The organism is Nonomuraea turcica, from assembly GCF_030718205.1.
Lineage (GTDB): Bacteria > Actinomycetota > Actinomycetes > Streptosporangiales > Streptosporangiaceae > Nonomuraea.
Genome location: NZ_JAUZQF010000007.1, coordinates 396590 through 422781 on the forward strand (window position 1 = coordinate 396590; position 26192 = coordinate 422781).

At 69.7% G+C, this 26192-nt stretch carries 26 protein-coding genes and 1 riboswitch; of the genes, 3 read left to right on the forward strand and 23 right to left on the reverse strand.

Translation table 11 applies throughout. From position 1 onward, the window contains the following. Window positions 1-68: 68 nt before the first annotated feature. From Q9G87_RS20895 to Q9G87_RS20910, 4 genes are all read right to left on the reverse strand, one after another. Window positions 69-932 (reverse strand): carbohydrate ABC transporter permease, encoded by an 864-nt coding sequence (locus Q9G87_RS20895; RefSeq protein WP_305918087.1) that lies wholly within the window; start codon window positions 930-932, stop codon window positions 69-71. After that, window positions 932-1798 carry a carbohydrate ABC transporter permease gene (locus Q9G87_RS20900; protein WP_305918088.1) on the reverse strand — a complete coding sequence of 289 codons (867 nt, stop codon included), beginning with the start codon at window positions 1796-1798 and terminating at the stop codon, window positions 932-934. The genes Q9G87_RS20895 and Q9G87_RS20900 overlap by 1 nt, the downstream gene beginning before the upstream one ends. Before the next feature lie 56 nt (window positions 1799-1854). Then, window positions 1855-3102: an ABC transporter substrate-binding protein gene (locus Q9G87_RS20905; protein ID WP_305918089.1), complete on the reverse strand. Its 1248-nt coding sequence runs from the start codon at window positions 3100-3102 to the stop codon at window positions 1855-1857. Window positions 3103-3187: 85 nt separating this feature from the next. Further along, complete coding sequence (locus Q9G87_RS20910; protein ID WP_305918090.1) at window positions 3188-4399, reverse strand: DegT/DnrJ/EryC1/StrS family aminotransferase; 1212 nt, start codon at window positions 4397-4399, stop codon at window positions 3188-3190. A gap of 48 nt (window positions 4400-4447) precedes the next feature. On the opposite strand from Q9G87_RS20910, the gene Q9G87_RS20915 reads away from it, so the two are divergent. Continuing rightward, window positions 4448-5653, forward strand: a complete 1206-nt coding sequence (locus tag Q9G87_RS20915; protein WP_305918091.1) for a hypothetical protein — start codon at window positions 4448-4450, stop codon at window positions 5651-5653. 58 nt (window positions 5654-5711) lie between these two features. On the opposite strand, the gene Q9G87_RS20920 is transcribed toward Q9G87_RS20915, so the two are convergent. The 3 genes from Q9G87_RS20920 to Q9G87_RS20930 form a co-directional block, all read right to left on the reverse strand. Continuing rightward, the gene (locus Q9G87_RS20920; protein ID WP_305918092.1) at window positions 5712-6767 is read right to left on the reverse strand and encodes a dihydrodipicolinate synthase family protein; all 1056 of its coding nucleotides are present in this window, start codon (window positions 6765-6767) and stop codon (window positions 5712-5714) included. 38 nt (window positions 6768-6805) lie between these two features. Continuing rightward, window positions 6806-7813: an NAD-dependent epimerase/dehydratase family protein gene (locus Q9G87_RS20925; protein ID WP_305918093.1), complete on the reverse strand. Its 1008-nt coding sequence runs from the start codon at window positions 7811-7813 to the stop codon at window positions 6806-6808. A 72-nt stretch (window positions 7814-7885) separates the two neighbouring features. Then, window positions 7886-8773, reverse strand: coding sequence for a Gfo/Idh/MocA family protein (locus tag Q9G87_RS20930; RefSeq protein WP_305918094.1), 888 nt, complete (start codon window positions 8771-8773; stop codon window positions 7886-7888). Between the two features lie 277 nt (window positions 8774-9050). Between Q9G87_RS20930 and Q9G87_RS20935 the strand changes: the two genes are divergently transcribed. Beyond that, window positions 9051-10640: a hypothetical protein gene (locus Q9G87_RS20935; RefSeq protein ID WP_305918095.1), complete on the forward strand. Its 1590-nt coding sequence runs from the start codon at window positions 9051-9053 to the stop codon at window positions 10638-10640. 65 nt (window positions 10641-10705) lie between these two features. Here the strand turns inward: Q9G87_RS20935 and Q9G87_RS20940 are convergent, their stop codons facing one another. The 5 genes from Q9G87_RS20940 to Q9G87_RS20960 form a co-directional block, all read right to left on the reverse strand. Further along, the gene (locus Q9G87_RS20940) at window positions 10706-11434 is read right to left on the reverse strand and encodes a glycoside hydrolase family 25 protein (protein WP_305918096.1); all 729 of its coding nucleotides are present in this window, start codon (window positions 11432-11434) and stop codon (window positions 10706-10708) included. 14 nt (window positions 11435-11448) lie between these two features. Then, window positions 11449-11584, reverse strand: a riboswitch (cyclic di-AMP (ydaO/yuaA leader). Between the two features lie 158 nt (window positions 11585-11742). Then, window positions 11743-12348, reverse strand: a complete 606-nt coding sequence (locus tag Q9G87_RS20945; protein WP_305918097.1) for a response regulator transcription factor — start codon at window positions 12346-12348, stop codon at window positions 11743-11745. Next, on the reverse strand, window positions 12345-13511 hold the full coding sequence (locus Q9G87_RS20950) for a sensor histidine kinase (RefSeq protein WP_305918098.1): 1167 nt from the start codon (window positions 13509-13511) through the stop codon (window positions 12345-12347). Before Q9G87_RS20950 ends, Q9G87_RS20945 begins: the two co-directional genes overlap by 4 nt. Before the next feature lie 62 nt (window positions 13512-13573). After that, entirely contained in the window at window positions 13574-14311 is a 738-nt protein-coding gene (locus Q9G87_RS20955) for an ABC transporter permease (protein WP_305918099.1), read from the reverse strand. Further along, the gene (locus Q9G87_RS20960) at window positions 14308-15288 is read right to left on the reverse strand and encodes an ABC transporter ATP-binding protein (RefSeq protein WP_305918100.1); all 981 of its coding nucleotides are present in this window, start codon (window positions 15286-15288) and stop codon (window positions 14308-14310) included. Before Q9G87_RS20960 ends, Q9G87_RS20955 begins: the two co-directional genes overlap by 4 nt. A gap of 223 nt (window positions 15289-15511) precedes the next feature. Here Q9G87_RS20960 and Q9G87_RS20965 point away from each other — a divergent pair, with 223 nt between their 5' ends. After that, window positions 15512-15955, forward strand: coding sequence for an MFS transporter (locus Q9G87_RS20965; RefSeq protein WP_305918101.1), 444 nt, complete (start codon window positions 15512-15514; stop codon window positions 15953-15955). Window positions 15956-16092: 137 nt separating this feature from the next. Here Q9G87_RS20965 and Q9G87_RS20970 read toward each other — a convergent pair whose 3' ends face one another. The 11 genes from Q9G87_RS20970 to Q9G87_RS21020 form a co-directional block, all read right to left on the reverse strand. Next, a complete protein-coding gene (locus tag Q9G87_RS20970; protein ID WP_305918102.1) occupies window positions 16093-16734 on the reverse strand; it encodes a gamma carbonic anhydrase family protein in 642 nt (213 codons plus the stop codon). A gap of 203 nt (window positions 16735-16937) precedes the next feature. Further along, complete coding sequence (locus Q9G87_RS20975) at window positions 16938-17876, reverse strand: sulfite exporter TauE/SafE family protein (protein ID WP_305918103.1); 939 nt, start codon at window positions 17874-17876, stop codon at window positions 16938-16940. A 93-nt stretch (window positions 17877-17969) separates the two neighbouring features. Beyond that, entirely contained in the window at window positions 17970-18503 is a 534-nt protein-coding gene (locus Q9G87_RS20980) for an OsmC family protein (protein ID WP_305918104.1), read from the reverse strand. A gap of 16 nt (window positions 18504-18519) precedes the next feature. Then, the gene (locus tag Q9G87_RS20985; RefSeq protein WP_305918105.1) at window positions 18520-19140 is read right to left on the reverse strand and encodes a VOC family protein; all 621 of its coding nucleotides are present in this window, start codon (window positions 19138-19140) and stop codon (window positions 18520-18522) included. Then, complete coding sequence (locus tag Q9G87_RS20990) at window positions 19137-19706, reverse strand: alkylhydroperoxidase domain protein (RefSeq protein ID WP_305918106.1); 570 nt, start codon at window positions 19704-19706, stop codon at window positions 19137-19139. The genes Q9G87_RS20985 and Q9G87_RS20990 overlap by 4 nt, the downstream gene beginning before the upstream one ends. After that, on the reverse strand, window positions 19703-20293 hold the full coding sequence (locus tag Q9G87_RS20995; RefSeq protein WP_305918107.1) for a CMD domain protein: 591 nt from the start codon (window positions 20291-20293) through the stop codon (window positions 19703-19705). Before Q9G87_RS20995 ends, Q9G87_RS20990 begins: the two co-directional genes overlap by 4 nt. Next, complete coding sequence (locus tag Q9G87_RS21000; protein WP_305918108.1) at window positions 20290-21294, reverse strand: putative FMN-dependent luciferase-like monooxygenase; 1005 nt, start codon at window positions 21292-21294, stop codon at window positions 20290-20292. Before Q9G87_RS21000 ends, Q9G87_RS20995 begins: the two co-directional genes overlap by 4 nt. Next, window positions 21291-22838 (reverse strand): dipeptide ABC transporter ATP-binding protein, encoded by a 1548-nt coding sequence (locus Q9G87_RS21005; protein WP_305918109.1) that lies wholly within the window; start codon window positions 22836-22838, stop codon window positions 21291-21293. Before Q9G87_RS21005 ends, Q9G87_RS21000 begins: the two co-directional genes overlap by 4 nt. Further along, window positions 22835-23623 carry an ABC transporter permease gene (locus Q9G87_RS21010; protein ID WP_305918110.1) on the reverse strand — a complete coding sequence of 263 codons (789 nt, stop codon included), beginning with the start codon at window positions 23621-23623 and terminating at the stop codon, window positions 22835-22837. Before Q9G87_RS21010 ends, Q9G87_RS21005 begins: the two co-directional genes overlap by 4 nt. Continuing rightward, window positions 23620-24549: an ABC transporter permease gene (locus tag Q9G87_RS21015; protein ID WP_305918111.1), complete on the reverse strand. Its 930-nt coding sequence runs from the start codon at window positions 24547-24549 to the stop codon at window positions 23620-23622. The genes Q9G87_RS21010 and Q9G87_RS21015 overlap by 4 nt, the downstream gene beginning before the upstream one ends. After that, window positions 24546-26165, reverse strand: a complete 1620-nt coding sequence (locus tag Q9G87_RS21020; protein ID WP_305918112.1) for a TIGR04028 family ABC transporter substrate-binding protein — start codon at window positions 26163-26165, stop codon at window positions 24546-24548. The genes Q9G87_RS21015 and Q9G87_RS21020 overlap by 4 nt, the downstream gene beginning before the upstream one ends. Window positions 26166-26192 lie beyond the last annotated feature (27 nt).

Sequence of the window (26192 nt, forward strand, 5' to 3'; positions counted from 1 at the left end):
CAAGCTCCCCCTTGCCGGACGTTCCGGGCGACCAGCGTAGGCCGTTCGGCTCCGGGACGGGGAGCCGGTCACTTCAGGCCGGTCATCGCGATGCTATTGACCAGATAGCGCTGCAGCAGGAAGAACACCAGCAGGCACGGCACCGCCGAGATGGCCGCGGAGGACATCAGCATGGACCACTGCAGCTCCTCCGTCTTGAGCACCGTCAGCCCAACGGTCAGCGTCCGGGTGGCGTCGCTCTGCGAGATCACCAGGGGCCACAGGAAGTCGTTCCAGTGCCACAGGAAGACGAACACCCCCAACGTTGCCAGGATCGGCTTGGTCAGCGGCACCACGATCGTCCAGTAGATGCGCAGCTCCGAGGCCCCGTCCACCTTGGCCGCGTCGAACAGCTCGTCGGGCAGCCCCAGGATGAACTGCCGCATCAGGAAGACCGCCTGCGAGTTCGCCAGCGTCGGGACGATCAGCCCCCAGAAGGTGTCCGCGCCACCGAAGTCGGAGATGAGCACGTACAGCGGGATGAGCGTGGCCTGGAACGGCACCATCATCGTGGCGAGGAACGTCCACAACATGGTGTCGCGACCGGGAAACCGCTTCTTGGCGAACGCGTAGCCCGCCATCGACGCCGTGAGCAGGATGATCACCACGGAGACGGCCGAGTAGATCAGCGAGTTGAGCGTCCACTCGGCGAACCCGGAGGCGCTCAGGACCTGCATGATGTTGTCGAAGGTGAGCGAGTCCGGCCACTGCGCGGGCACGGTCGGCTCGCCCCGGGGCGAGAGCGCCACGATCACCATGGCGATGAACGGGCCCAGGGTCAGCAGCGACATGACAGCGAGCAGCGTGTAGAGGGTCCACCTCTTACCGGGCCGGCGCGGCGTGGCGCCCGGCCGGACCCGGGTGGCGGCGGGGCGCGTGGCCGTCAGCGTCATCAGGTGTTCTCCTTGCCGACGAAGCGCCGCTGGATCAGCGAGACGACCAGCACAATGGCGAAGAGCACCATCCCCCAGGTGGCCGCGTAGCCGAACTCCCAGAACCTGAAGCCGCGTTCGAAAATGCCGTAGATCAGGGTGTAGCTGGCCTTGGCGGGCCCGCCGCCGGTCATCACGTAGATCGTGTCGAAGACCTGGAACGAGGCGATCGTCTCGATCACCAGCACGAAGAAGAGCGCGGGCTTGAGCAGGGGCAGCGTGATGCCGCGGAAGCGCTGCCAGGGGCCGGCGCCGTCGACCTTGGCCGCCTCCAGGTACGAGCCCGGAATGGCCTTCAAACCGGCGAGCAGGATCAGCATCGAGTAGCCGAAGCCCTTCCAGCAGGAGACGAGGGCCAGGGCGGGCAGCACCAGCTCCGAGCGTTCCATGAAGCCGACGGGTCCGAGGTCCAGCTTGGCCAGCACGCCGTTGATCAGGCCGTCGAACTCGTAGATCCAGCGCCAGATGATCCCGGCGAAGACGAAGCTGGTCACGTACGGCAGGAAGAGCATGCCGCGGAACAGCCCGCGCATGAAGACGATCGAATTGAGCAGCAGTGCGGTGCCGAGCGAAACCGCCATGACGAGCGGCACGTAGACGACGGTGTACACCAGCGTGGCCCGCAGGCTGGACCAGAAGTTCGGGTCGTTCACCAGCCGCGTGTAGTTGTCGGCGCCGATGAAGCTCCACTCGCCGCCGATGTTCCAGTTCGTCAGGCTCATGCCCGCCGCGCCGAGCGTGGGGAAGATCCTGAAGATCAGGAACAGCACGAGCATGGGGAGGACGAACAGCAGTCCCGTGACCGGATCACGCAGGCGATGGCGCACCGGGTTTCACACCTTTCCGAGAAGACGCGCCTCCCCTGGAGGAGGCCCGGATCGTGTCAGCCGCCGGTGGCCAGCAGCTCGTTGCCCTCCTTGGCGGCGGCGTCCAGTGCTGTCTTGGCGTCCTCCTTGCCGATCAGCGCCGCCTGGATGTGGGCCGAGATCATCGCCATGACCTGGCGGGCCTTGGGGTGGGCGTCGCCGGGGTAGGCGTACTGCAGCGACTTGGCGAACTCCTTGGAGGTCGCCGACTGGTCGGGGATCGTCACGTCGGTACGCGCGGAGAAGAAGCCGGACTCCTTGGCCAGCGACGCGGCAACCTCGGGAGCGGCGACGTAGGCGGCGAACTTCTTGGCCGCATCCTTGACCTCGGAGTGCTTGGCCAGGACCAGACCGCCCGGGATGCCGAACGCGACCCGCTTGCTGCCTTCCAGCGGCAGGCCGACGCCCACGTTCTCCGCGCCGATGGCGGCGCCGAGCTGGTCGGCGTTGAGGGCCGTGGCCGCGTGGTACATCGCGGTCTTGCCGGCGGCGAGCGCGCCGCCCTCGACGTCGTTGCTCTTGCTGGCGGTGTTCTCGGGCAGGCCGCCGACCGCCTTCAGGTCGAGCAGGAACTGCAGGCTGTCGATGCCCTGCTGGTTGTTGACGGTCACGCTCTTGCCGTCGGGCGAGAACACCGAGCCGCCGTTGGCCCACAGGATGGGATAGAAGCTCTGGTTGAGCGAGACCTCGGGTTTGCCGGGGTAGTCGAGGATGGCCACCTTCTTGGCGGCCAGCTTGGGTGCGGCCTCCTTCAGCTCGGCCAGCGTTTCCGGCACCTTGGTGACGCCCGCGTCGGCGAAGAGCTTCTTGTTGTAGATGGGGGCGGTGATCGTCTGGTAGATGGGCACGCCGTAGAGCTTGCCGCTCACCGTCAGCGCGGTGAGCGCATTGGGCAGGTAGGCGCTCTTGTCGGCGGCGATCACGTCGTCCACGGGCTCCAGTGTGCCCTGCTGGGCGTACTGCGGGATCTGGTCCGGGCCGAGCACGACCAGGTCGAAGCCCTTCTTGGAGGCCAGCGCCGTGGTGATCTTCTCCTGACGGCCGTCCCAGGGCTGCTGGTCGATCGTGACGTCGATCGCGGGGTTCTTGGCCTCGAAGTCCTTCTCGACCTTGTCCCAGAACGCCTTGTTCCCGGCCTGGTCCGCGATCACGGGATACATCCAGAGCGTCACCGTGCTCTTGTCCGAACCCGAGCCACCGGATCCGCACCCGGCGATCACGACGCTGAGGGCGGCCGCGAAGCCGGCTGCCGCTACCTTCTTCATCGGCGGCTTCCTTTCCTGAATACCGGTCCTGACCGAAACCTAATGATCGAGCGGAGCCCGGTCAATGCCTGATACATGAACGTAACTACGCCTTGCCTGGATAGCTCGCGATGGCGTCGGCGATGACGCTGACATGCTCCGACGTGTAGTGCTCGTTCCAGTCGATGATCAGGAGCGTGCTGCCGACCAGCCGTTCGGCCTCGGGACAGGGAGCGGGACGGTAGCCCTCGAGGGGGTAGCGGGAGGCGCCGTAAACCGGCCTGTCCCACAGCGGGGCCCGATTGAGGGGCTCCTTCAGATAACCGGGCCGTGCCGGAATCCCGGCCGCGCTCAGGTGCGCCGCCAGCTCGGGCGCGTCCCCGCCGGGCAGCACGAGCGGGAACAACCACCAGGCGTGCCCGTCCGGCCGGGGCAGCCCGATCTCGACCTGGGATCCGTCCGGCCGGGCCGGCCGTATCGTGGCCCCGCTCCCCGGGTCCATCCTGCGCAACGCCTCGATGAGCTCCACGGCGGTGCGGCGCCTGGACTCCACGACCCCCGGCAGTTTCGCGAGCTGGGCCCTGGCCACCGCGGCCTGCAGCTCGGTCATCCGGTAGTTCAGTCCCAGGCTCTCATGGGAACGGCCCGCGGCCCGGTCCCATCCCTTGTCCGCGAACAGCCGCATGCGCCTGGCGAGCTCGTCGTCGCCGGTGATGGCCAGGCCGCCGTCGCCGCAGGTGATGTGCTTCCACTGCTGCAGGCTCAAGGTTCCCACGTGGCCGGCCGTGCCCGCGTACCGGCCGCCGCCGGGCAGCTCGGTCAGCCAGGCCTGGGCGCAGTCCTCGATGAGCGTGAGACCGTGCTCGTCCGCGAGGGCGCGCAGCGCGCCGATCCGGGCGGGCGCGCCGAACAGGTGCACCGCCATGATCGCGCGGGTGCGCGGTCCGATGAGCGCGGCCACGGCGTCCGGATCGAGGTTGCCGTCGGACGGGTCGACGTCGGCGAAGACAGGAACGGCGTTCTGCGCCAAGATGGGGGCCACGGTCCCGAAGTCCGTGATCGGCGTCGTGATGATCTCGTCACCGGGATCCGGCGCCGCCGCCACGACCGACAGGTGGAGGGCCGCGGTGCCGGACGCGCACGCGATCGCGTGGCGGGAGCCGTAAAGCTCGGCGACCTCGTGTTCGAGCGCCCGCGCCTCGGTCCCCCACACGGAGTTGAGCATGCCGGAGCGGATGACCCGATCCAGCGCCGCCACCTCCTCGTCGCCGAGCGTGCGGCCTGCGGGTTCGGCCATGTTGGGAAAGTGCAGGGTCACCGGATAACCTTTCGGTCTAGACCGTAAAGAAGGGGAAGGGAGACGCGGGTGGGTATCGTCATCGGAGTCGTCGGCCCGCATGATCTGGTCGACGACGTCGCGGCCACCTGCGAGGAGCAGCCCGGCGTGAGCACGCTCCGGCTCGACTACGACCACGAGTCGCAGGCTCCGGCCATCGTGGAGGCCCACGCCGGCTCGGTCGAGGGCTGGCTGTTCACCGGCATCGTGCCCTACATGCTGGCCCGCGGCGCCGACGCGCTCACCCGCCCCGGCGTGTTCGTCGACTACTCGGGCGCGACCCTGCTCAGCGCCCTGGTGCGGCTGCAGCACGAGGGCCACGACATCACGCGGCTGTCCATCGACACCATCGCCCCCGCCGACGTCATCGCCACGTTCATCGAGGCCGGGCTGCCCACCGACCGGCTGCGCACGCTCGGCTACCGGCCGGAGACGACCTCCAAGAAGATCGTCTCCTTCCACCGCCGTGACGCGGTCCACCCGGTGATCACCTGCCTGAGCTCGGTGCACGAGGCGCTGCGCGGCGAGATGCACGTGCTGCGCCTGGCGCCGTCGGAGCACTCGGTCCGCGTGGCGCTGCGCCAGCTCCTGCTGACGGCCGAAGGCCAGGCCCAGGAGGACGCGCAGATCGCGCTCGGCCTGGTGGAGGTGGACGGCGAGGAAGGTCTGCTGCGCGAGGCCGCCGCGCTGGGCGGCACGCTGGCCGCCTTCCGTGGCGGTACCCACCTGCTGGTGACCACCCGCGGCCCGCTCTTCGACGCCACCGGCGGCTTCACCGGGCTGCCCATGCTGGCGCGGCTGGCCGGTCACAGCAGCGTGGCGCGGGTGGGTTTCGGCCTCGGGCGCAGCGCTGCGGAGGCCGAGAGCCTGGCCCGCCGGGCGCTGGCCAGGGCCAGGCGCATCGGGGACGTGGCCGCCGTGCTGTCCTTGCGGGCCGACACCGACATCGTGCTGGAGTCGGTGATCAGCACGCCCTCCGGCGAGCAGAACCTGTCGGTGCTCGCCCGCCGCGTGGGCCTGTCGGTGCCGACCCTGGAGAAGCTGCTGGAGGCCCGCGACGCGGCCGGCGGCGAGGCGCTGACCACGCGGGAGATCGCTGAGCGGCTCGCCGTCCAGCAGCGCACCGCCCGGCGGATGCTGCACCGGCTGGAGCTGGCCGGGCTGGCCGAACGCACCGGCAACCTGACCAGCGGCTCCAGCGGCCGTCCCCTCACCCTCTACCGCCTCACCCTCTAGCTCGCTCCCTCGCGTGATGCTCCTCGAGGCTTCACGGCCTCGAGGGCGGCTCGGCCCGTCAGGCGAGCCACCGGTCCAGCCCTTGGGCCACGAAGTCGTCGTCACGCAGCCATGGGTAGGCGGCCCAGATGCGGTCGATCTCCGCCAGCTGCCCCGGCGACAGTTCCTCCGCGGGGTCCAGGCACCAGCGGCCCGCCAGCAGCCCCTGGCGGCGCAGCACCTCATGGATGCCCGGGATGCAGCCGCGGAAGCCGTTCGCGGAGTCGAAGATGGCCGCGTTGGCATCGGTGAGGTGGCCGTCGAGGCCGAGCAGCCGGCGTACCGCCGCGTCGTCTCCCGACCGGGCCAGCGTGGCCTCTTCCAGCAGTTCCACCGCCCGCCGCACCCAGACGGCCCACTGGCCGAGCAGGCCGCCGACGAACTCCACCTGCACCTCCCGCCCGTCCACGACCACCCGGTGTGAGGTGATGAGATCGGCCAGGATGTGGTCGTCGTTGCCCGTGTAGAGCGCCACCTCCCCGGCCCGGCCCGCCCGCACGACGCCGTGGAGCACGTCGAGGGTGCGGTAGCGGTCGAAGGGCGCGACCTTGACGCCCACCACGGACTCGATCGCCGCCAGCCTCGTCCAGAAATCGCGTGACAGAGGGCGTCCGCCCACCGCGGGTTGCAGGTAGAAGCCGATCACCGGCAGCACGTCGCCCACGGCCCGCGCCCGCTCGATCAGCCCGTCCTCGTCGAGCTCCCGGTACGGGCTGAGGAGCACCATGTGATAGCCGAGCGACCTGGCCAGCTCCGCCTCCGCCACCGCCTGCGCCGTGGACCCGGTCGCGCCGGCCACCAGCACCACCTCGCGCCCGGACTCCCTGGCCGTGCCTGCGGCCAGTTCGAGCACAGGCGCCAGCAGGCCGGTGCCGTGGATGGCGAACTGCGTGGTGTGCACGCCCACCGCCAGCCCGCCCGCACCGGCCTCGACGTAGTAGCGCGTCAGCGCGCGCTGGCGCCGCTCGTCCAGCTTCCTGTCCTCGGTCAGGGCCAGGGGATGCGCCGGGATCACCAGACCGCGCCTGAACAGGTCGCGCACAGACGTCTGCGCCTGCGGAGCCGTGCCGAGCACGTGAGATCCCCCTTGGTCGTGAGAAGTGAGCACGCGGATCAGAAGCGTCCGTCGCGGCGTTCGAACTTGGTGGGCTTGCCCAGCAGCGGCCCGCCGCCGGCGACCCAGCGCGCCGTGTGCTCGATGAGCTCGGCGGGGGTCAGCTCGGGGTAGCCGAACAGGCGATGGCAGCGGGAGGCGTTCGACAGCAGCGCCGTCGGCGCCTCCTCGCCGGTGAACACCGGCTCCTTGCCGAGCGCCGCGCCGAGCGCCCGCGCCGCCTGCCGGACCGAGATCAGCTCGGGGCCCGTGACGTTGAGCACGTACGGCGGCACGTCGGCGAGCAGCAGGGACCGGAGCGCGACCTCGTTGGCGTAGCCCTGCCAGACCACGTTCACCTGGCCTGTCGCCAGGTCGATGGGCGTGCCCGCGAGCACCTTCTGGGCGAGGTCGACGAGCACGCCGTAGCGGAGCTCGACCGCGTAGTTGAGGCGGATCAGCGACATGGGCGTGCGGTTCGTCTCGGCGAAGTGCGTCAGCACGCGCTCCCTGCCCAGGCAGCTCATCGCGTAGTCGCCCACGGGCCCAACGGGCGAATCCTCGGTGCTGCCGCCTCCGGCGACGGGAACGAGGGGGTAGACGTTCCCGGTGGACAGCGCGGCGATCCTGCTGCCGGCGAACCGGTCGGCGACGCGGCCCGGCAGGTAGGCGTTGGTGAACCAGGTGGCGTGCTCGCGGCCCTGCGTGCCGAACTTGGCGCCGACCAGGAACACCACGTTGGGCGCGTCCGGCAGCTCGCGCAGCGCCCGCTCGTCGGCGACGTCGGCGGCGACCACGGTGGCGCCCTCGTCCTGGAGCGCCTGGGCGAGGCCCGGCTCGGAGAAGCGGGACACCGCGATGATCCGCCGCTCGCCCTGGACCGCGTTCAAGGCCAGGCGTACCAGGCTGGGGCCGAGCTTGCCGCCGGCGCCGAGGATCAAGATGTCGCCTTCGAGCTTGCCCAAATCGTCGACGAGCCCGGGAGTCGGCCGTGCCAGCCGCTCCTCGAGTTCCGCTGTCGTCCGCACGCGGTCTCCTCTCATTTACGGTCCAGACCGTAACTGGGACAGAGTCCGCCTGTCAACGGGCGGGAGGGTTGGTCAGGCGGTCATCTCGCGTGCGGAGACCAGCACCTCGAGCACAGCCCTCGTGTGCCGCCACGGCACAGGGCTGGGCGCGCCGCCCACCATCGCGAGGAAGGCCTCGATCGTCCCTTCGTACCCGAGCCCCTGAACCGGATCGTCCCCGCCCTCGATCACGATCGTCTCGGTGGTGTCGCGCTTGTGCAGCGTGACGCTGTAGGACTCGGACTCCGAGACGCCGAGGATCTCCACCGTGCCGGTGATGCCGTCTTCCCAGCGCAGCGCCATCACCGCGGTGTCCTCCGACCGAAGCGTCGCGTAGTGCCGCCTCGCCCCCGCGGCGCCTGCCAGCCGCACATCGGGACCGAGCAGCGCCACCAGCAGCTCCACCCCGTGGATCCCCATGGTGACCATCGTCCCGCCGCCCTCGCCGGGCGTGTCCTGCCAGGCGTTGTAGCCGGTCGCCCAGATCCCCACGTCATGCCGTACGGTCGCCCGCACGGCCAGCACCTCGCCCCGATCGACCCGAGTTCCCGCGAAGGCCGGCGCGAACCGCAGCACCGAGCTGGACAGCACGCGGTCGTGGACCGGCAGCCGATCGAGCTGCTCCAGCTGGGCCCGGCTGGCGGCGGCAGGCTTGTTCACGAAGCAGGCCACGCCCGTCTCCAGCACCTTGGCCAGCGCCTGCGGCACCTGAGGGTTGGGCACGGTCAGCACCACCCCGTCGAGCGGGCCAGCCAGCATCTCGGCCAGGCTCTCCGCCACCTTCGCTCGCGGATGCTCATCGGTGAACCGCCGCAGCCGCTCCGGATCCTGCTCCCACACGACGAGCTCGGCGTGGCGGGCCAGGGTGCGGGCGTCGGTGTAGGGATGGCTGGTGGCGAGCCCGGCGAGAGCGATGCGCACGGTCTGTTCTCCGTTTCCGGCGACGGCTTCGAGAAACTCAGACATCATGGCAGCTCGGGACGCCGACACCAGGGCCTGCGCTGAACGGAGGACACGGCACCGCACAAAGAGGGGTCAACTACGGTGGCAATCGTTGTTCAACGGGCGGTCTCCACACCCAGGGGTGGAAGCCCCGTGGTGGATGCGATGTATGGAGGATGCCGTGCCCCCGCTCATCTACGCCGATCGCGCTCCCGCAGCCACGCGATCACCGCGACGGGCACGGCTATGGAACCGCGTGATCACGGTGGCGGCCGCGGCCGTGATGGCCTTCGCGGGGTGGCAGAACCGCTGGATCAGCGACGATGGCCTGATCGCTGTGCGGACCGTCCAGCAGCTGCTGTCGGGTCATGGGCCGGTCTTCAACATCGGTGAGCGCGTCGAGGCCAACACCAGCACCGCCTGGACCTATCTGATCGCGTTGATCTCCTGGCTGACCCAGGGGGACGTGGCCTACGTCTCCGTGCTGCTCGGCCTGGTGTGCGCGGTCGGCGCCGTGACGTTCGCCGTCGTCGGCGCCATGCTCCTGCATGGCGGCTCGCGCTGGTTCCTGCCGGCCGGAGTGCTGGTCGTCCTCGCGTTGCCGCCGTTCTGGGAGTACGCGACCTCCGGTCTGGAGACCGGGTTGGCTTTTCTGTGGATCAGTGTGTCGTGGTGGCTGCTGGTCCGGGCGGCTTCCGGCGGGCCGGTGCTGCCACTGGTGTTCGTCCTCGGTCTGGCGCCTCTGGTCCGGCCGGAGCTGGCCCTCGTCTACCCGATCTTCTTCGGTGCGTTGCTCGTCCTGCGGTGGCCGGGATGGTGGCCCGCCGCCCGCTGGTTCGCGATGTCCCTGGCCCTGCCGGCCGCCTATCAAATCTTCCGGATGGGCTACTACGGGCTTGTCGTGCCCAACACCGCCCTCGCCAAAGAGGCCGGCGAGGCCCGGTGGGCACGTGGTCTCCTCTATGCCGGAGACACCGTGCTGACCTATCAGCTGGTCGGCCCCCTGCTGGCGGTCATCCCGCTGTCTTTGTGGGCCTTCCGCACGCGCCGCGATCTCATCGTGTCGATGGCCCCGCTCCTGGCGGGGGTTTTGATGTTGCTTTATGTCCTGCGCGTCGGCGGCGACTTCATGCACGGCCGGATGATGCTGCCGGTGCTGCTGCTTGTCCTGCTCCCCGCCATGGTCCTCCCCCTGCGTGCCATAACCGCGCTCACGTGCACGGTCGTGACGCTGTGGGCCGTGGTCTGCGCCGTGGCATTCGACGTGCCGTACGAACAAGCCGTCGGGCCGGACGGAATCGCAGACGAGCGCGGCTTTTACGTAGTCCAGACCAAGGACCCGCATCCGGTCACCGCCACGCCCTATGTTCGCGCCAGTCCGAACGCGCTGAACGCCGCGAACGCCACCGGTCTGCATGTGCCGGACACGGTGCCGGTGCCGCTCCGGCCCGACCAGCCCGCACGCCTGGCCGTGGCGGGCAAGGTCCTCGGCACGCTGGGGGCGTCGTTCCCGCTGGACGTCCTCGTCGTGGACCAGCTCGGCTTGGCCAACGCCCTCGGCAGTCACATGGCGCTGGCGTGCGGGCAGCGGGTCGGGCATGAGAAGCCGCTTCCCGCCGCGTACGTCCTCGCCGACTACATGGCCCCCGGCACTCGGCTGCCGGACGAACGGCTCCAGGCCGAGGTGGAGCGGATCAGGAGCGAGCTGGCCACCGGCCGGTTCCGGGATCTGCTCGACGCCACAAGAGCCCCGCTGACCCCGCGCCGATTCTGGGACAACCTGGTGAGCGCCCCTGCACGCACGGCCTTCCGCTTCTCCACCACGACCGCTCCGTGCCCATCATGAGGGGATGATCCGGCCACGGTCGCGGCCCCGGCACCGGGGTCCGCGACCGACGAGCAGGCCTCCGGCTACTTCCGGCCGAGGGCGCGGAGCTGGTCCTGGCGCAGGGAGGAGACGTTCTGGTCCCACGGGTCGTCGGTGTACTGGTGGATGGCCCACGTCTTCCAGTGCGTCGGCGTGGCGACCGTGCCCTTGGCCTTGCTGTAGTGCGCCACCCACAGCGGGTACTCGCCCAGCCCCTGGCCGTACTGCTCGGCGAAGTTGTAGTTGGCGTAGAACAGCGGCGTGACGCCGGTCTTGGACTTCACCCGTTCCAGCCACGTCTTGGCCCAGGTGTTCACGCGCTCCGCTGACTGACCGTCCGTGGTCTCCAGGTCGAGGACGAGCAGGTCTCCGGCCTTGGCGGGCTGCTTGTCCAGCACGGAGAGGAAGAAGTCGGCCTCGGTGACGGGATCGTTGGCCGGGTGCCCGAAGTGGTACGCACCGCGGACCATGGGAAGTTTGCCGATCTCCGCCCAGTGACGCGCGAACGAACTGTCGATGAAGTCGGTGCCTTCGGTCGCCTTGACGATGCCGAACTGGACGCCGCTGCCGGCCCAGTCGTAGGTGGCTTCGTAGTGGGACATGTCGCGCCCCTCGATGAAGCCGTCCGCGTGTGCGGGACCCGCGAGACCGGCACCCGCCAGGGCGGTGACCAGAGCCAGTGACACGGTTGCCGTGATCTTGCGCAGAGCGCGGGAGGTGCCGGAGGTGGGGGCGTTGATCTTGGGGGCATGGATCGTACGATGCTTGGCCATCGTGAAGGGGATTCTCCTTGCTTCCATACCGCTTACCGGGTTAGCTGACGGGTTCGGGCGTGGAAGCTGCCCTACGGCATGGCATGCCGATTCACCCCGAGGGATGTGGGTCCCCGGTTCCGCGCAAGGCGGATTCAGCGGTCACAGGTCCGTCCTGTGATGCGTCTGGCGATGGTCAGGTAACGAACCGACAAGTCGGACGTATACCCCAAATACCCAATGTGGGTACATATCTGACAGTCAGGCTACAAACGGATAGATTACCAGTCAAGGGCTGGAAACGACGCTCTCCAACGTCCTCCACCTGCCTACAGCCAGCCGCGTTCCCTGGCCACCGCCGCGGCCTCGCTCCTGCTGCGGGTGCCGGTCTTTCCGATCGCCGCCGAAAGGTGGTTGCGCACGGTGCCCTCGGAGAGCCGCAGCAGCTTGGCGACCTCGGCGATGGCGTGGCCGGCGCCGACCGCGACCAGCACTTCCCGCTCGCGCGCCGTCAGCGGGTTGATCCCGTGGATCAACGACTCGGTGGCAAGGACCGGGTCGACGACCCGGATGCCCCGATAGACCTTGCGTACCGCGTCGGCGAGGTCTTCGGGGGGCGCGTCCTTGACGATGAAACCTGAGGCGCCCGCCGCCATGGCACGCGCGAGGTAGCCGGGGCGGCCGAAGGTGGTGCAGACGAGGATGCGGCACGCCGGAAGCTCCCTGTGGAGCTCCTCGGCCGCGGTCAGCCCGTCCTTTCCGGGCATCTGCACATCGAGCAGCGCCACATCGGGCGAGGTCTCGCGGGCCGCGGCAAGGACCTCGTCGCCGGAGCCGACCTGCGCGACCACGGTGATGTCCGGCTCCAGCTCCAGCATCGCCGCCAAGGCGCCCCGCACCAGCGCCTGGTCGTCGGCGAGAAGGATCCTGATCATCCCCTTCTCATCCCTGTCTTTGGCTGCTCCGGACCGGACCCGCTCGCCAGTGCGGGCACGACCGCGTGGACGAAAAACCCGCCTTGCGGGCGCGCACCCGCCGCCAGTGTGCCCTCCACGGCCTGCATGCGTTCCTCCAGGCCACGCAGCCCGTTCCCCCACGGCACCGCCGCCGGGCCGACTCCGTCGTCGTCCACCCGCAGCCAGTTCGTCCCGATGGCGACGGTGACCCGCTGGGCCGAGGAGTGCCGGACCGCATTGGTCACCGCTTCGCGCAGGATGTGCCCGAAGACCTCCTGAAGTGACGGATGGACGTCATCGACCGCCTGCGGAAGCCGGTCCTGGATGCCTGCGGCGCGCAGGACCTCGCGCGCCGAGGCGAGCTCTCCCGAGAGCGTGATCTGCCGATATCCCGACACGGTGGCGCGCACGTCCGCGAGCGCCTGCCGGGATAGGCGCTCGACGTCACCGGCCTCGCGGGCGGCCGCGCCGAGATCATCGGAGCTCTCGAGGAGCCGACGGACCAGGCCGGCCTTCACCGTGATGGTCGTGAGGCTGTGGCCCAGGATGTCGTGAAGGTCGCGGGCGACACGTTCCCTCTCCCGATCCACCGCGAGCAGGGCGATCTGGTCGCGCGTGCGCTTCAGCTCGTCGTTGGCGTCCACCAGCCGCGCCAGCAGGGCGATCGCGCTGCTGACCGAGCCGAGGACGACGAGGTTGGTCAGCTGCTCGACGAAGATACCGGTCAGCAGGGCGCCCACCGCGATCCCGGCCAGCGCCAGCACCGTGACGACGACGGCGACCTCACGGCTGGCCGTCACCGCGATGACGCACAGGGCGAACATGAGAACCCACGAGTTGGTCAGCCCCATGAGGAGGATGAGGACCGTGCCCAGGCCCATGAGGGTCAGGCACATCACCGCCCGCACGACCCAGGCCTCCCACGGGCCGACGGCCACGCAGACCAGGTAGGCGATCGTGTAGGCGATGCCCACCCCTGCCGCCCAGGAGGTCCGGTGCGGCTCCAACTCCTCCAGCGCACGCAGCCACGTCGGGATCATGAGGGCGCTGAACAGCAGGGTCAGCCCCACCGAGATCGCGAGGGCCCGTCTGTCCCACCTCGGCGACGCGGGGAGGAACAGACGCTCGCCCAGGCTCGTCACCCGCCCGCGCGTCCGGGTGTCACCACCGCTCTGAGCCAGGTGAATCCCTCCTTGCCGAAAGGCTAGCTCCGGCCGGAATCATGGCGATAACGCCACATCACGGCGGCGGCCAGGATCACCGCCCATCCTACGAGCGCCCCGGCCGCCGGCAGCAGCTGCCGGTCCGGCAGGACCACCGACCGGGCGATCTCGACCAGCCAGTAGCTGGGCGTGGCGTAGCCGGCGTAGGTGAACCACGACGGAAGCGAGTCCAGCGGCATGAACATGCCACCGAAGATCGCCAGCACCATCATCCCGATGATGGTGATCTCCTGGACGTTCTCCTTTTTGGCCATCTGGCCGATCAGCAGTCCCATGATCGCGAAGGGCAACCCGCCGATCCAGACCAGGCCGATCAGCGTGAGCCAGGCGAGGGGCTCGAGCCGGACGCCTCTGACGACCATCGCGAGGGCCGCGACGGCCATCGGCGGGGGCAGCGCGACGAGCATGCCCACGGCCGCCTTGCCGAGCAGGTAGCCGGCTCCGGAGAGCGGCGTCAACCGGAGCTGACGCTGCCAGCCCGTGGCCCGCTCGTTCACCACCTGCGTGCCGACGAGCATGCCCGCCATCAGCACGCCCCACGCGGTCATGGCCGGCAGGATGATGAGCGCGGCCGAGAAGGGGATGTCCTGCGGCATCTGCGACTCGAAGATCAGCGCCTCGAGGAGATAGAACCCGCCGGGAAAACCCAGGACGAACAGGAGCGTTCCGGGCTGCCGCAGAATCCTGCGAACCTCCAGCCCCAGGTATCCGAGTTTCATCGCGTCTGGCCCTCCTCTGCGGTGAGTGCCTGGTCCACGGGTGGATCCTCGTCACCGGCGATGGCGAAGAACACCTCGTCCAGCCCGACACCGACCACTTCGACGCTGCGAGCCTGCGGAAAGGCGGCCAGCAACGCACGCAGCGTCACGTCCGAGTCCGAACTGACGACCTGAACCTTCTCCCCCATGACCTCGACATTGAGCACCTCGGGCAGGGCCAGCACAGCGCTCCTGGCGACTCCGGGGATCACGGCGCGCAGTGTGCGGCTGGCCGCCAGCATGCGCATGTGCTCGATCGAGCCGTCGGCGACCACGCGTCCCCTCTTGAGGAAGACGACCCTGTCGGCGTACTCCTCGGCCTCCTCCAGGTAGTGGGTCGCGAAGATCACCGTACGGCCCGGGGCGGTGAATTCACGCATCGACTTCCAGAACTCGCGGCGCGTGGTCACGTCCATTCCGGCGGTCGGCTCGTCGAGCAGCAGGAGATCGGGGTCGGAGACCAGGGCGACGGCGAATCGCACCCGCTGCTTCTGACCGCCCGAAAGCTTGGTCGACCTCCGCTTTCCCAGGTCCTCGATCCCGGCTCGGCTAAGAGCCTCCCGGACCGGCAGCGGCTTGCGGTGCAGCGAGGCCACCATCCCGACGATCTCGTCGACGGTCGCGTCGTCCAGCAATGCGCCTTCCTGGAGCATCGCACCGATACGCCCGTCCTTGACGGCCTCCGGGGGCCGCCGGCCGAACACCGACACCTCACCGCTGTCCGGCTTGGTCAGCCCCAGGATCATGTCGATCGTCGTGGATTTTCCGGCGCCGTTCGGCCCGAGTAGCGTGACGACCTCGCCCGGCGCGATCGAGACGTCCACGCCGGCCACGGCGTCGACGTCTCCGTAGCGCTTGCGCAGTCCCGCGGCGTGGACGGCCAACGTCCGCGCCGGCTGCCGCTCCTCGGCGGATTCGGGGATAGGCCTGTTTGCCATGCGATAAAGAATGGCGGACACGGGGTGCCGAATGCCTAGCCCGTGTGTCACTACCTCCTCGTGACACCTGTCATGGTCCTGTTGACCTTGAACAAACCGCCACAAACAATGACGGCACCGAAGATCCAACCGTGTGCACCGGACGAGCCCCCACCAAACACACGGTTGTCGTGCGAAGGCGTGTCGGCGCGCCCGCTCCGGTCCGACACTCAGCGAGGTCGTTGTGTCTGAAACGCCGGCGCCGACACCCAGATCATGGATACCGCGCGGGCATCCGCTGTCGTGGGCAACGCTCGCGGTGACCACCGGCGCGATCCTGATGACCGCCGTGGACGGCGGCATCTTGCCCGCTGTCCTGCCCGCCATCCAGGAGGAGTTCGAACTGAGCTCCACGCAGGCGGGATTGGTCAACTCGGTGTTCTTCGGCGGCCTGATCGTCGGCGCCCTGCTGTTCGGCTGGGTCTCGGACCGGATCGGCACCGGGTACCGGCGGACGTGGACGTGGAACGTCGCGATGCTGCTTGCCATCCTGGGCGGCGCCCTGACGTTCGGATTCGCCGGCAGCTTCGTGGCATTCCTGCTGCTGCGGATTCCGATGGGGATCAGCCGGCCAGTTTCTCACCGGTGCCCTCATCGGCGCCGTCCTCGGGTTCGCCGGCTGGCGTGAGGCCTTCCTGCTCATCCCGCTCCTGGGGATCCCGATCATCGTGGCGCAGGCGCTCATCGGCACCAGGCGCAACCAGGCGAAGGTCTACGACTGGATCGACCGCCGCGGCCTCACTCGCCCGCTGCCCGAGCTGTTCGCTAGCCGAGATTCAGAACCTCATCGTCCGCGTGCGTGCCGAACTCGGCGACGCGCACCTCCGCGATGCGCTCGTACCGGCTGATCCGGTCGGTCCACTCCGCGTCGACGCCGAACGCCACCTGCGCGAAGCCCACCCGCCTGACGGCCTCGGCCAGGCCCGGATCGCCAGGTGCCAGCAGCCGCACCGGCGCGTCAAGCGCCACGGTGTGCGGCGGCACGAAGTACTCGTCCGGCAAAACGGTGCGCGCATGGACGAGAGCGCCGACAGCGACAACCGAGCCGGCCCCCAACCGTGCGCACTGCAGGACCGTCGCCGCGGTCGCCACATAGACGCACCTGCCGACCTCGCAGCCCAGCAGCGTGGCATGCGGCCCCACGAAGACGTGGTCGTCGACAAGCACCGGCTGATCGCCGGCGACCGCAGACCCGCGCAACACTGCGTTCTCGCAGATCACCGCCGCCTCCCCGACCTCGATCCGAGACCCCTCGGCATCGAGCACCGCACCGTACATCACCCGCGCCCTCGGCCCCACGCGGACATCACCAACGAGCGTGGCCGTCGGGGCGACGTACGCGCTGGGATGGACCTGCGGTTCATACCCGCGGTGCCGGATGCGGATTCCCTGCGCTTCAGCGATCATGAGCGGATTCTCGCCCGACCGACCGCGAGCATGCTGGCGGATTTCAGACGTTGCGTTCGCCGAGACCTGTGCCATCCGCGATCTGAGGCACTACAGGGCGAACGTTGGCTGATACGGCACTAGGTGCGGGCGGAGATTCTCAGAGGCATGCAATCACCGCGGCCCGACTCCCGTTCGGGGGCCGGGCCCCGTGTGTACGGCCCTCATGCGGAGGCCTGCTCCTCCTCGGGGGTCCGGCCGCGTAGCTCGGTCTCGACCGCCTCGACCGACTCGGTGGCCTTGTCGCGGCGGTATTCGCGGACGGAGTAGGCGATGGCGGCGGCCCAGACCACGGCGATGGCGATGTAGGCGACGGTCTGAACACCACCGGAGGCGTCGATCCAGTCACTGCGCAGCAGGGTCCGCACGTTCGTCAGGATGATCACACCGCCCACGGCCGAGCCGAGGATGCGTGGCGGGATGTGGCGGACCAGCCAGGCCGCGATCGGCGCGGCGATGACGCCGCCGAGCAGCAGGACGGCGACCCACGCGAAGTCGATGCTTTCGGAGCCGATGCCGACGAAGAAGCCGACGCTCGCGGCGATCGCGACGAGGAACTCGCTGGCGTCGACGGACCCGATCACCTTGCGCGGCGCCAGCCGGCCGCTGGCCAGGATGGCGGGGGTGCCGACCGGCCCCCAGCCCCCACCGCCGGTGGCGTCGACGAAGCCGGCCAGGACACCGAGCGGGGCCAGGAAGCGCCGGCGCAGCGGCTTGCCGAGATTGCCGCGCGGCAGCCCGAAAGCGGTGAAGCGGACCAGGATGTACGCGCCCAGCACCAGCAGGATGATCGACATGACCGGCGCGGCGATCTCGGTCGACAGGCTGGACAGGAACGTCGCCCCGGCGAAGGCGCCGACGGCCCCCGGGACGCCGATCCTGGCGACCACCTTCCAGTCCACGTTGCCGAAGCGCCAGTGGGAGATGCCCGAGGCGAGCGTGGTGCCGATCTCGGCCAGGTGCACGGTGGCCGAGGCCGCGGCCGCGTTGGTGCCGACGGCCAGCAGCAGCGTGCTGGAGGTGACGCCGTAGGCCATGCCGAGGCTGCCGTCGACGAGCTGGGCCGCGAACCCGACCAGGCCGAGCAGGATGAGCGCTCGCACGATCTCCCCTTTCTCTACTTTTTAAGTAGGGATAATCATTTATGAGTCTCGTGGTTTCGTCAAGTCACCTCCTGGAATGCCGCGGCTTGCCCGTCAGACCGGTGATGCTCCCGCTCGGGTCCGGACCACCGTTCCACTGACCGGCTGTGGGTTGCGGATCAGATTGAGTATCGGGCAGACCCGCTCGACCTCGGCATGCAGGTTCGCCAGCTCCTCATCGGAGGCCGGCGAGTCGATCAGCACCTCGTAGCGGAAGTTGTGCGGGTGCACCGGGACGCCGCGGTCGCCCGGTTGCTGGGCTCGGGGGTCGTATTCGGCGCGCACGTCCACCTCCAGCGCATCGATGGACACCGCCAGCTCGGCCGCCTTGATCAGAAAGATGTGCGTGACACAGCTGCCCAGAACGCCGGCCTGGAGTTCGGGTGAGGTGGGACCGAGGTCGTAGCCGGCGAAGTCGGGACCGCTGTCGCTGATGATCTGGAAGTCCCTGATCCTGATGCGCCGGATCCCACTGCGGCCCTCGGCGGTGACATGGGCGTGCAGCGGGACCGGCCCGGCGGTGGGGGACTCCCGGCGGGCCAGCAGGGCCGCGCGCTTGTGTGACAGGTACTCGCGAAGGGTGCTCATGGTCTTTCTCGTCTGGTCAGCGCAGGGTCACGGAGCCGAGCGGGGTGTCGATGACGGCGCGCAGCGCCGGTTCGGGTCCTGGTGAGACGTCGAGCCGGACGCCGAGGGCGGCCAGGTCGCGCCGCAGCGCGTCCGGGTCGGGGTGCACGGCGGAAAGGGAGGTCAGGCTCACAAGGGGCAGGTCCGAAGCGGCGGGGTGAGGTGTGTCGCCCCAGTCGATGAGGAACGGCACCGGCCTGACCGCCGCCGGGTCCTCGCGCCGGGTGAGCCGCCACTCCAGCAGCTCGCCGGCCGGGGTGCGGCGGGAAAGGGGTTGTACGTCGCCGGGATCGTAGCCCTGCTCGCGGGCCTGCCACACGGCCTTGTCGATGTCCTCCGGGCGAACGGCCCAGGCGGCGAGCCGGGGCGCGGTCAGGGTCTCCAGGCCGAACGCCCGGGGCCGGGCGGTGGCCTCCGGGTCGGGGCCGATGATCTCCAGGTAGGAGGTGGGGCCGAAGCGGACGAGGTAGTTGGCGGTGCCGCCGGGGTGGCTGCCGCCGGCCACCGGACGGACCCCGGTGCGCTCGGCGAATTCGGCGATCCCCGCAGCGAGGTCGGGCACCGCGTAGACGAGGTGGTCGAGCTGTGGTTCGGTCACTGGTCCTCCTTCGGGGTGGGTTCGCCGAGTGAGAGCATGAGCCGGTTGGCCCAGTTGAAGAACGCGGCGGCGTGGATGGTGTCGCTGATGGCCAGGTCGTCGAGCCCGGCGGCGCGGAGCGCGGCGACGTGCTCGGGACGGAACTCGGCCGGGGTGGCGGCGATCGCTGCCGAGGCGTCGATGACGGCCCGCCAGGTTCCCTCCTGCGGTGCGTCGACGCCCTCGTCCAGCAGGCGCTGCACGTCGCCGGGGCGCTTGGAGTAGTGAGCGGCGAAGCGGGAGTGTACGGACGCGCAGAACACGCAGCCGTTGCGGCGCGAGGTCGCGGTGGCGGCCAGCTCGCGCTCGGCGCGCGGCAGCCCGCCGTCGGTGTTGTAGAAGATGTCGTTGTCGGTCTTCGTGCGGGCGTGCAGGATGTCCGGGTCGCGGGCGAGCAGCAGGAAGTACGGGGAAGCGGCGCGCGCCTTGTCTACCAGCGCCTCGTAGTGCTCGTCGGTCAGCTCATCGGCCGTCAGCGGCGAAAGCCATGGCTCCCAGCCGAGCTGGTCCTGGGTGAAGCCGGTCATGAGTCCGATCCCTTCCGCAGTAGCCGCAGCCCGGCCACCACGCGTATCTGAAAGGTGAGGAAGGCGACGAGCTGCGACAGCGTCACGATGGCCGTGGCGCTCCAGCCCGCTCGGTCCAGGGCGTCCAGATCGTCCTGGCGAGCCTCGCGCGGCCGGAACACGAGCAGGTGGGCGTGCTCGACCGCGGCGGCAAGCCGGACGCCCAGGTCACCGGGGTTCCGCACCCGGTAGCGCAGTCCCTCGTCGCTCTCCTTCGCCAGGGGGCCGCCGTCTGGGTAGACGCCGTAGGGACCGGTGGTGCCGCTCGCCTCGATCTCGGACACCACGGCTTTCAGCAGGCCCGGTGAGAGCTCGGCCAGCCGGTCGGCGTAGAAGGAGGCGATCTCGGCGTCCTGGTGCAGCCCGGCCACGAAGGCTGCGATCGCGTCCCGTTCGACGAGCGTGACCTCGCTGTCGTCGTCCGGAGTGAAGAGCGCGTCGAAGCTGCGCTGGGCGTGCTCGCGGGCGACCGGCCGCCGGGCGCGCAGCCGGTCAAGCGGGGAGCCGGGTGTTATCCCGGCCAGCTGGTCGATGACATCGTTGATCATTTTGTGCTCACTTCTGTGGAGGGGAGCCAGCCGAGTGCGGGTGCGACCTCGGTCGCCAGCAGCTCGATCGAGCGGAGGATGAGCGGGGGCGGCGGGTCGACCGAGTGCACTTGGAAGACCAGGTCGCTGACCCGGTCGAGGGTCGGGTCGGCCCGGAGGCTCTCGATGACATCGTCAGGGGTGCCCAGGTGCACGTCGAAAGCGGCGATGCGGCGGTCGAGATCGCTATCGGGCAGCTCGAACGGCAGCCTGCCCCGACCGAGGCCGAGCTCGGCGTAGCGCAGGGCGTCCGCCCGGCTGTCGGCCACGAACGCGGTCCGCGAGGCCACGATGCGCGGCGCGACGCCGGGCGGCAGGTTCTCGTGGTACGCGTCCACGATCGGCAACTGCAGGTCGGCCAGCGTGGCCTGCGGGTTCTCCGCGGGCCGCGGCTGAGTGCGCGACAACATCAGCCCATGGCCGGACCGGCCCGCCCGAGCGCCGCCGGGCACCGAGAACGTCGCCTCCCAGATCGCGTCCAGCAGCCGGGGCGCGGGCGGATAGAGCCGGTTGCCGCCGCCGAGGTCCTCCCCTGTCCAGGCGCGGACCAGCACGGCCAGGTGCTCGGCGTAGAGAGCCGCGCGGTCGGCGCTGTCGTGCCCGAAGGGCGCGAACGACGACGGCGTCCCGCCGCCGCCCACGCCCACCTCCAGCCGGCCGCCGGTCAGCAGGTCCAGCACGGCGGTGTCCTCGGCCACCCGCACCGGGTGGTCCAGGGGCAGCGTGATGATGCCGGTGCCGAGCCGGATGCGGCTGGTCTTGGCCGCGACGTGGGCGAGGAACACCAGGGGAGCGGGCAGGCCGCCCTCCTCGCCGTCGAAGTGATGCTGCGCTACCCATGCCGTGTCGAACCCGTACGCCTCGGCGTGCTCAATCTGCTCGGCGGCCAGTCGATAGCGCTCGCCCGGCGGCACGTCGTCCAGCAGCCGGGTGAAGAAGCCCAGTTGAAGAGCAGGCCTCATCGCACCCGCTCCGGGATCGCGGCCAGCAGTTCGCGGGTGTAGTCGTGCCGCGGCTCGGTGAACACCTGCCGGGTGGTTCCGGTTTCCACGATGCGTCCTTTGCTCATGACGGAGACGGTGTGCGAGATCTGGCGCACCACGGCCAGATCGTGCGAGATGAACAGGTAGGTGAGCCCCAGGTCGCGCTGGAGCTGTTCGAGCAGGTCGAGGATCTGCGCCTGCACGGTGACGTCAAGGGCCGAAACGGCCTCGTCCAGCACGATCACCTCGGGATCCGCGGCCAGCGCGCGGGCGATGGCCACCCGCTGCCGCTGCCCGCCGGACAACTCGCGCGGCCGGCGCGCCAGCACGTCCTTCGGCAGCGCCACCCGCTCCAGCAGGTCGGCGACCCGGGTTCGGCGGGCGGCTCGGTCGCCGAACGTGAAGTTCCGCAGCGGCTCCTCCACGATCTCCCCGATGGACTGGCGCGGGTCGAGCGACCCGTACGGGTTCTGGTAGACGAGTTGCACGTGCCGGCGGAACCGGCGGTCGTCCGGCGCCCCGGCGATGCTCACCGTTCCCGAGGTGGGCCTGGCGAACCGCGCCACCATCCTGGCCGTGGTGGTCTTGCCGGAGCCGGACTCGCCCACCAGCGCGTGTGTGGCGCCGCGCGCCACCTCGAAGGAGACCCCGTCCACGGCCCGGAACGGGCGCCGCCCCACGCGGAACTCCTTGACCAGGTCGCGGACCACGATCGCGGGTTCCGTCTCGGGCGGGTCCAGGAACGGGCGCGCCGACAGCGCAGGCGCGTCGTTCAGCAGCCGCTTGGTGTAGTCCGCCTCAGGGGCGGCCAGCACGGCGGCGGTCGCTCCCTGCTCCACGACGCGTCCGTCCTTCATCACCACGAGGCGGTCCGAGCGGCCGGCGGCGACGCCGAGGTCGTGGGTCACCAGCAGCACGGCGGTGCCGTACTCGGTGCGCAGGTCGTCGATGAGGTCCAGGATGCGCCGCTGCACGGTGACGTCGAGGGCGCTGGTGGGCTCGTCGGCGATGACGAGCCGGGGACGCAGGGCGATGGCGATGGCGATGAGCACGCGCTGGCGCATGCCGCCCGACAGCTCGTGCGGGTACTGGCGGGCCCGTGTCTCCGGGTCGGGCAGGCCGACGCGGGCCAGCAGGTCGAGGACTTGGCGGCGGATCGTCCGGCGGTCGCCGTATCGGTGGATGCGCAGCACCTCCGCGATCTGGTCGCCGACGGTCTTGACCGGATCCAGGGAGTTGGCCGGGTCCTGCGGGACCAAGCCGATCTGCGTGCCGCGCACGGACCGCAGGCGGCGCTCGGACCAGCCCGCCAGGTCGGCCTCGCCGAACAGGATCCGGCCGGAGTCGACAGAGGCGTTGCCGGGCAGCAAGCCGATGATCGCGTGCGCGGTGGTGGACTTGCCGGATCCCGACTCGCCGACGACCGCCACGACCTCGCCCGGCTCGATCGAGAACGAGACACCCTCTACCGCGCGCCGACCGTCGTAGGAGGCGGCCAGGTCGCGGACGTCCAGCAAGGTCATGCCCGTTCCTTTCCGATCGAGCGGCTGATGCGGCCGGCGGCCAGCACCACCGCGACCACCACCGCGCCGGGCAGCGTGGTCAGCCACCACGAGGTGGCCAGGTAGTTGCGTCCCTCGGAGATGAGCAGCCCCCATTCCGGGGTGGGCGGCTCGGCGCCGTAACCGAGGAAGCCGAGCGTCGAGATGGCGAGGATGGCCGCGCCGAACTGCAAGGCGGCGAGCGCGATGACGGGGCCGAGCGAGTTCGGCAGCACGTGCCGCCACAACACCGCCGGGAACCTGCCGCCGCTGCCGAACGCGGCCTCCACGTAGTCGGCGCGCCGGACCCGTACCACCTCGGCGCGGGCCAGCCGGGCGAAGGCCGCCACCGAGCCGATGCCCACCGCGATGGCCACGTTGACCGTGCCGGGACCGAGCAGGATGATCACGGTCAGGGCCAGGAGCAGGCCGGGCACGGACAGCATGACGTCCACGACCCGCATGACCGCCGCGTCGACCACGCCGCCCACCGAGCCGGCGAGCAGGCCGGACAGGGTGCCGAGCAGCAGGCCCACCGAGACGGCCACGAGTGCTCCCGACAGCGAGTGCACGGACCCGTGCACCACGCGGGCGAACACGTCGCGCCCGACGGCGTCGGTGCCGAACAGGTGCTGCCCGCTCGGCGCCTGGAGCTTGTCGGCGGGCACGCCCGCGATGGGGTCGTAGCCGGAGAACAGGCCGGGCACGATCGCCCAGAACAGCACGAGGCCGATCACCGCCCAGGCGAGAATGAGCCCGCCCTTCACAGCGCCGCCTTCAGCCGGGGGTCGAGGATCGGGAACAGCACGTCCACGACCAGGTTGACCAGCACGAACACGGCTGCGGCGAGCACCACGACGGCCAGCATCACGGGCGTGTCCTGCGCGTTGACGGCCTGCTCGGTGAGTCTGCCGACGCCGGCCCGGCCGAAAACGGTCTCGGTGACGACGGAGCCCGCGATCAGCTCGCCGAGCATCAGCCCGGCCACGGTCAGCGTGGGGAGCACGGCGTTGCGGGCCACGTGCCGCCAGAGGATCCACCAGCGCGTCGCGCCCTTGGCCGCGATCACGGGCACGAATGGCTGCGCGTAGACCTGGTCGATGCTCCGGGCGAGCACCTGCGCGATGGGTGCCGAGATCGGCACGGCCAGCGTCAGCACCGGCAAGATCAATTGCTGCACGTCACTGCCACCGATCACCGGCACCAGCTTCAGCCGGAACGAGAAGACCTGGATCAGCAGGATGCCCAGCCAGAACGCGGGCACCGAGATGAACAACGACGGCACCGACAGCAGCGCGCCCCGCAGCCACGAGGTCCTGCTGTAGCTCGCCGCGAACGCGATCACCACGGCGATCAGCACCGCCACCAGGAACGCGGCCGAGGCCAGCCGGGCCGTCTCGGGCAGCGCCTCGGCCAGCCGCTCGATCACCGGGGTGCCGGTGTCGATCGAGTAGCCGAAGCGGCCGGCCAGAAAGCCGAGCAGGGTTTGGACGTACTCGATGATCGGCGAGCCCGTGCCATAGTAGGTGCGGATCTCGGCGATCTGCTGCGGTGACAGGCCGAGCTCGGGGTTCTGAAACTTGATCAGGATCGAGTCGCCGGGCAGCAACTGCAGGAGCACGTAGCTCGCCGTGAAGGCGGCCCACAACACGAGCGCCGCCTGCCCGGTCCTCGACAGCAGATATCTCGTCACTGCTGCGACTTCCACACCGAGTAGAACCACGGCCGGGCGACCGCCTCGAAGGCCACGCCCTGGACATGGGGCGCGGCGCCGTACACCTGGGGCTCCTCGAACAGCGGGATCGCGTAGCCCTGCTCGATCACGTACCGCTGGATCTCGGCGACCTTGGCGTTGCGCTTGGTCACATCGGGCTCGGCGGACTCCTCCTCCAGGATCCGGTCCAGCTTCGCGTCGTCGTGGAGGATGACGTCGCGATTCTGGCTGTGGAAGTGGCTCTTGATCACGTCCTGGTCGGCGCGGCCGACCATGCCGTGCTGGATGGCGGTCTTCTCGGCGTTCTTGATGTCCACGGCCTGCGTGCCGGCGTCGGCGGGGCGGATGTCCAGCTTCACGCCGAGCTTGGCCCACTGCTGGGCAACGAGCTCGAGCGTCTGCTTCGACAGGGGCTGCGGGCCGGAGACGAACACGCCGAGCTCCAGCCTCCTGCCGTCCTTGACGCGCACGCCGTCGGCGCCCCGGGTCCAGCCCGCCTTGTCCAGCAGGGTGTTGGCCTTGGCCGGGTCGTAGGCGAGCTCCTTCGACAGGTCCACGTAGCCCTGGGCGAGGTGGCTGAGCACGGAGGTCGCGACCGGGTAGCTCTCGGTGAACAGGGTGTCGACGACCTCCTTAGCGTTCGTGCCCGCCTGCAGCGCCTTGCGGACGTCGGGGTCCTTCAGGATGCCGTTGGCTGGCCGCAGGTAGAGGCCGTTGTTCACGCCGCGGGTGGGCTCGGCGTAGATCTGGAAGCCCGCGTCCTTCACCGTCTTCTCGTCGTACGCCTGGACGTAGCGCACCATGTCAGCCTGGCCGGAGGTCAGCGCGCCGACGCGCACATTGTCCTCGGGCGTGACGATGATCTTGATTTCGTCCAGGTAGGCCCGGCCCTGGTGTTTCGACGACGGCGGCGCCCAGTTGTAGTCCTTGCGCGCGACCAGGTCCACCTCCTTGTCGACGACCTGGCTCTTCACGGTGAAGGGTCCCGAGCCGATGACGTTCTTGAGCTGGCACTGCTGCTCGTACGGCAGGGAGATCGACTTCTTGGACACCAGTCCGGCGCCGATCACGGAGGTGCCCTGGAGGAAGCCGGGCGAGGACTTCTTGAAGTGGAACCTGACGGTCTTGGTGTCGATGACCTCGCTGCGCTCGTAGTTGTTGACGAACTCCGCGACCGGCAGCTTCAGCTTGGGGTTCCCGAGGCCGTACACGTCGAAGTTGGCCGCCACGGCGGAGGCGTCGAGCGGGCTTCCGTCGCTGAAGGTGACGCCATCGCGCAGGTGGAAGGTGTATTCCGTGGCGTCGGCATTGACCTCCCACTTGGTGGCGATCCATGGCTCGATCTTCAGCGTCTCAGGGTTCTGCCAGGTCAGCTTGTCGGTGATCTGGTTGAGGATCCCGCCATTGGGATAGAAGCCGGCGGCCGGCAGGTAGAGGCAGGTCGGGGGCTGATGCTCTAGATAGGTCAGCGTGCCGCCGTAGACGGGCTTGCCATCTCCTTGCGTCGTTCCGGTCGCGCCCCCGCCGCCACAGGCGCCGAGAAGGCCCACGGTGGTGAGCATGACGGCGGCGAACAGTGGTCTGGATGGAGCCATGGGGGTACTGCCTTTCATGAACGTCTG

What these genes read in the sequence shown, in the direction of transcription:
- Q9G87_RS20960 (WP_305918100.1), bottom strand. Translation starts at nt 15,288, where the DNA reads ATGGCAAACAGGCCTATCCCCGAATCCGCCGAGGAGCGGCAGCCGGCG.
- Q9G87_RS21005 (WP_305918109.1), bottom strand. Translation starts at nt 22,838, where the DNA reads ATGACCTTGCTGGACGTCCGCGACCTGGCCGCCTCCTACGACGGTCGG.
- Q9G87_RS21020 (WP_305918112.1), bottom strand. Translation starts at nt 26,165, where the DNA reads ATGGCTCCATCCAGACCACTGTTCGCCGCCGTCATGCTCACCACCGTG.
- Q9G87_RS21000 (WP_305918108.1), bottom strand. Translation starts at nt 21,294, where the DNA reads ATGAGGCCTGCTCTTCAACTGGGCTTCTTCACCCGGCTGCTGGACGAC.
- Q9G87_RS20955 (WP_305918099.1), bottom strand. Translation starts at nt 14,311, where the DNA reads ATGAAACTCGGATACCTGGGGCTGGAGGTTCGCAGGATTCTGCGGCAG.
- Q9G87_RS20895 (WP_305918087.1), bottom strand. Translation starts at nt 932, where the DNA reads ATGACGCTGACGGCCACGCGCCCCGCCGCCACCCGGGTCCGGCCGGGC.
- Q9G87_RS20980 (WP_305918104.1), bottom strand. Translation starts at nt 18,503, where the DNA reads ATGAGCACCCTTCGCGAGTACCTGTCACACAAGCGCGCGGCCCTGCTG.
- Q9G87_RS20995 (WP_305918107.1), bottom strand. Translation starts at nt 20,293, where the DNA reads ATGATCAACGATGTCATCGACCAGCTGGCCGGGATAACACCCGGCTCC.
- Q9G87_RS20970 (WP_305918102.1), bottom strand. Translation starts at nt 16,734, where the DNA reads ATGATCGCTGAAGCGCAGGGAATCCGCATCCGGCACCGCGGGTATGAA.
- Q9G87_RS20945 (WP_305918097.1), bottom strand. Translation starts at nt 12,348, where the DNA reads ATGATCAGGATCCTTCTCGCCGACGACCAGGCGCTGGTGCGGGGCGCC.
- Q9G87_RS20990 (WP_305918106.1), bottom strand. Translation starts at nt 19,706, where the DNA reads ATGACCGGCTTCACCCAGGACCAGCTCGGCTGGGAGCCATGGCTTTCG.
- Q9G87_RS20905 (WP_305918089.1), bottom strand. Translation starts at nt 3,102, where the DNA reads ATGAAGAAGGTAGCGGCAGCCGGCTTCGCGGCCGCCCTCAGCGTCGTG.
- Q9G87_RS20940 (WP_305918096.1), bottom strand. Translation starts at nt 11,434, where the DNA reads ATGGCCAAGCATCGTACGATCCATGCCCCCAAGATCAACGCCCCCACC.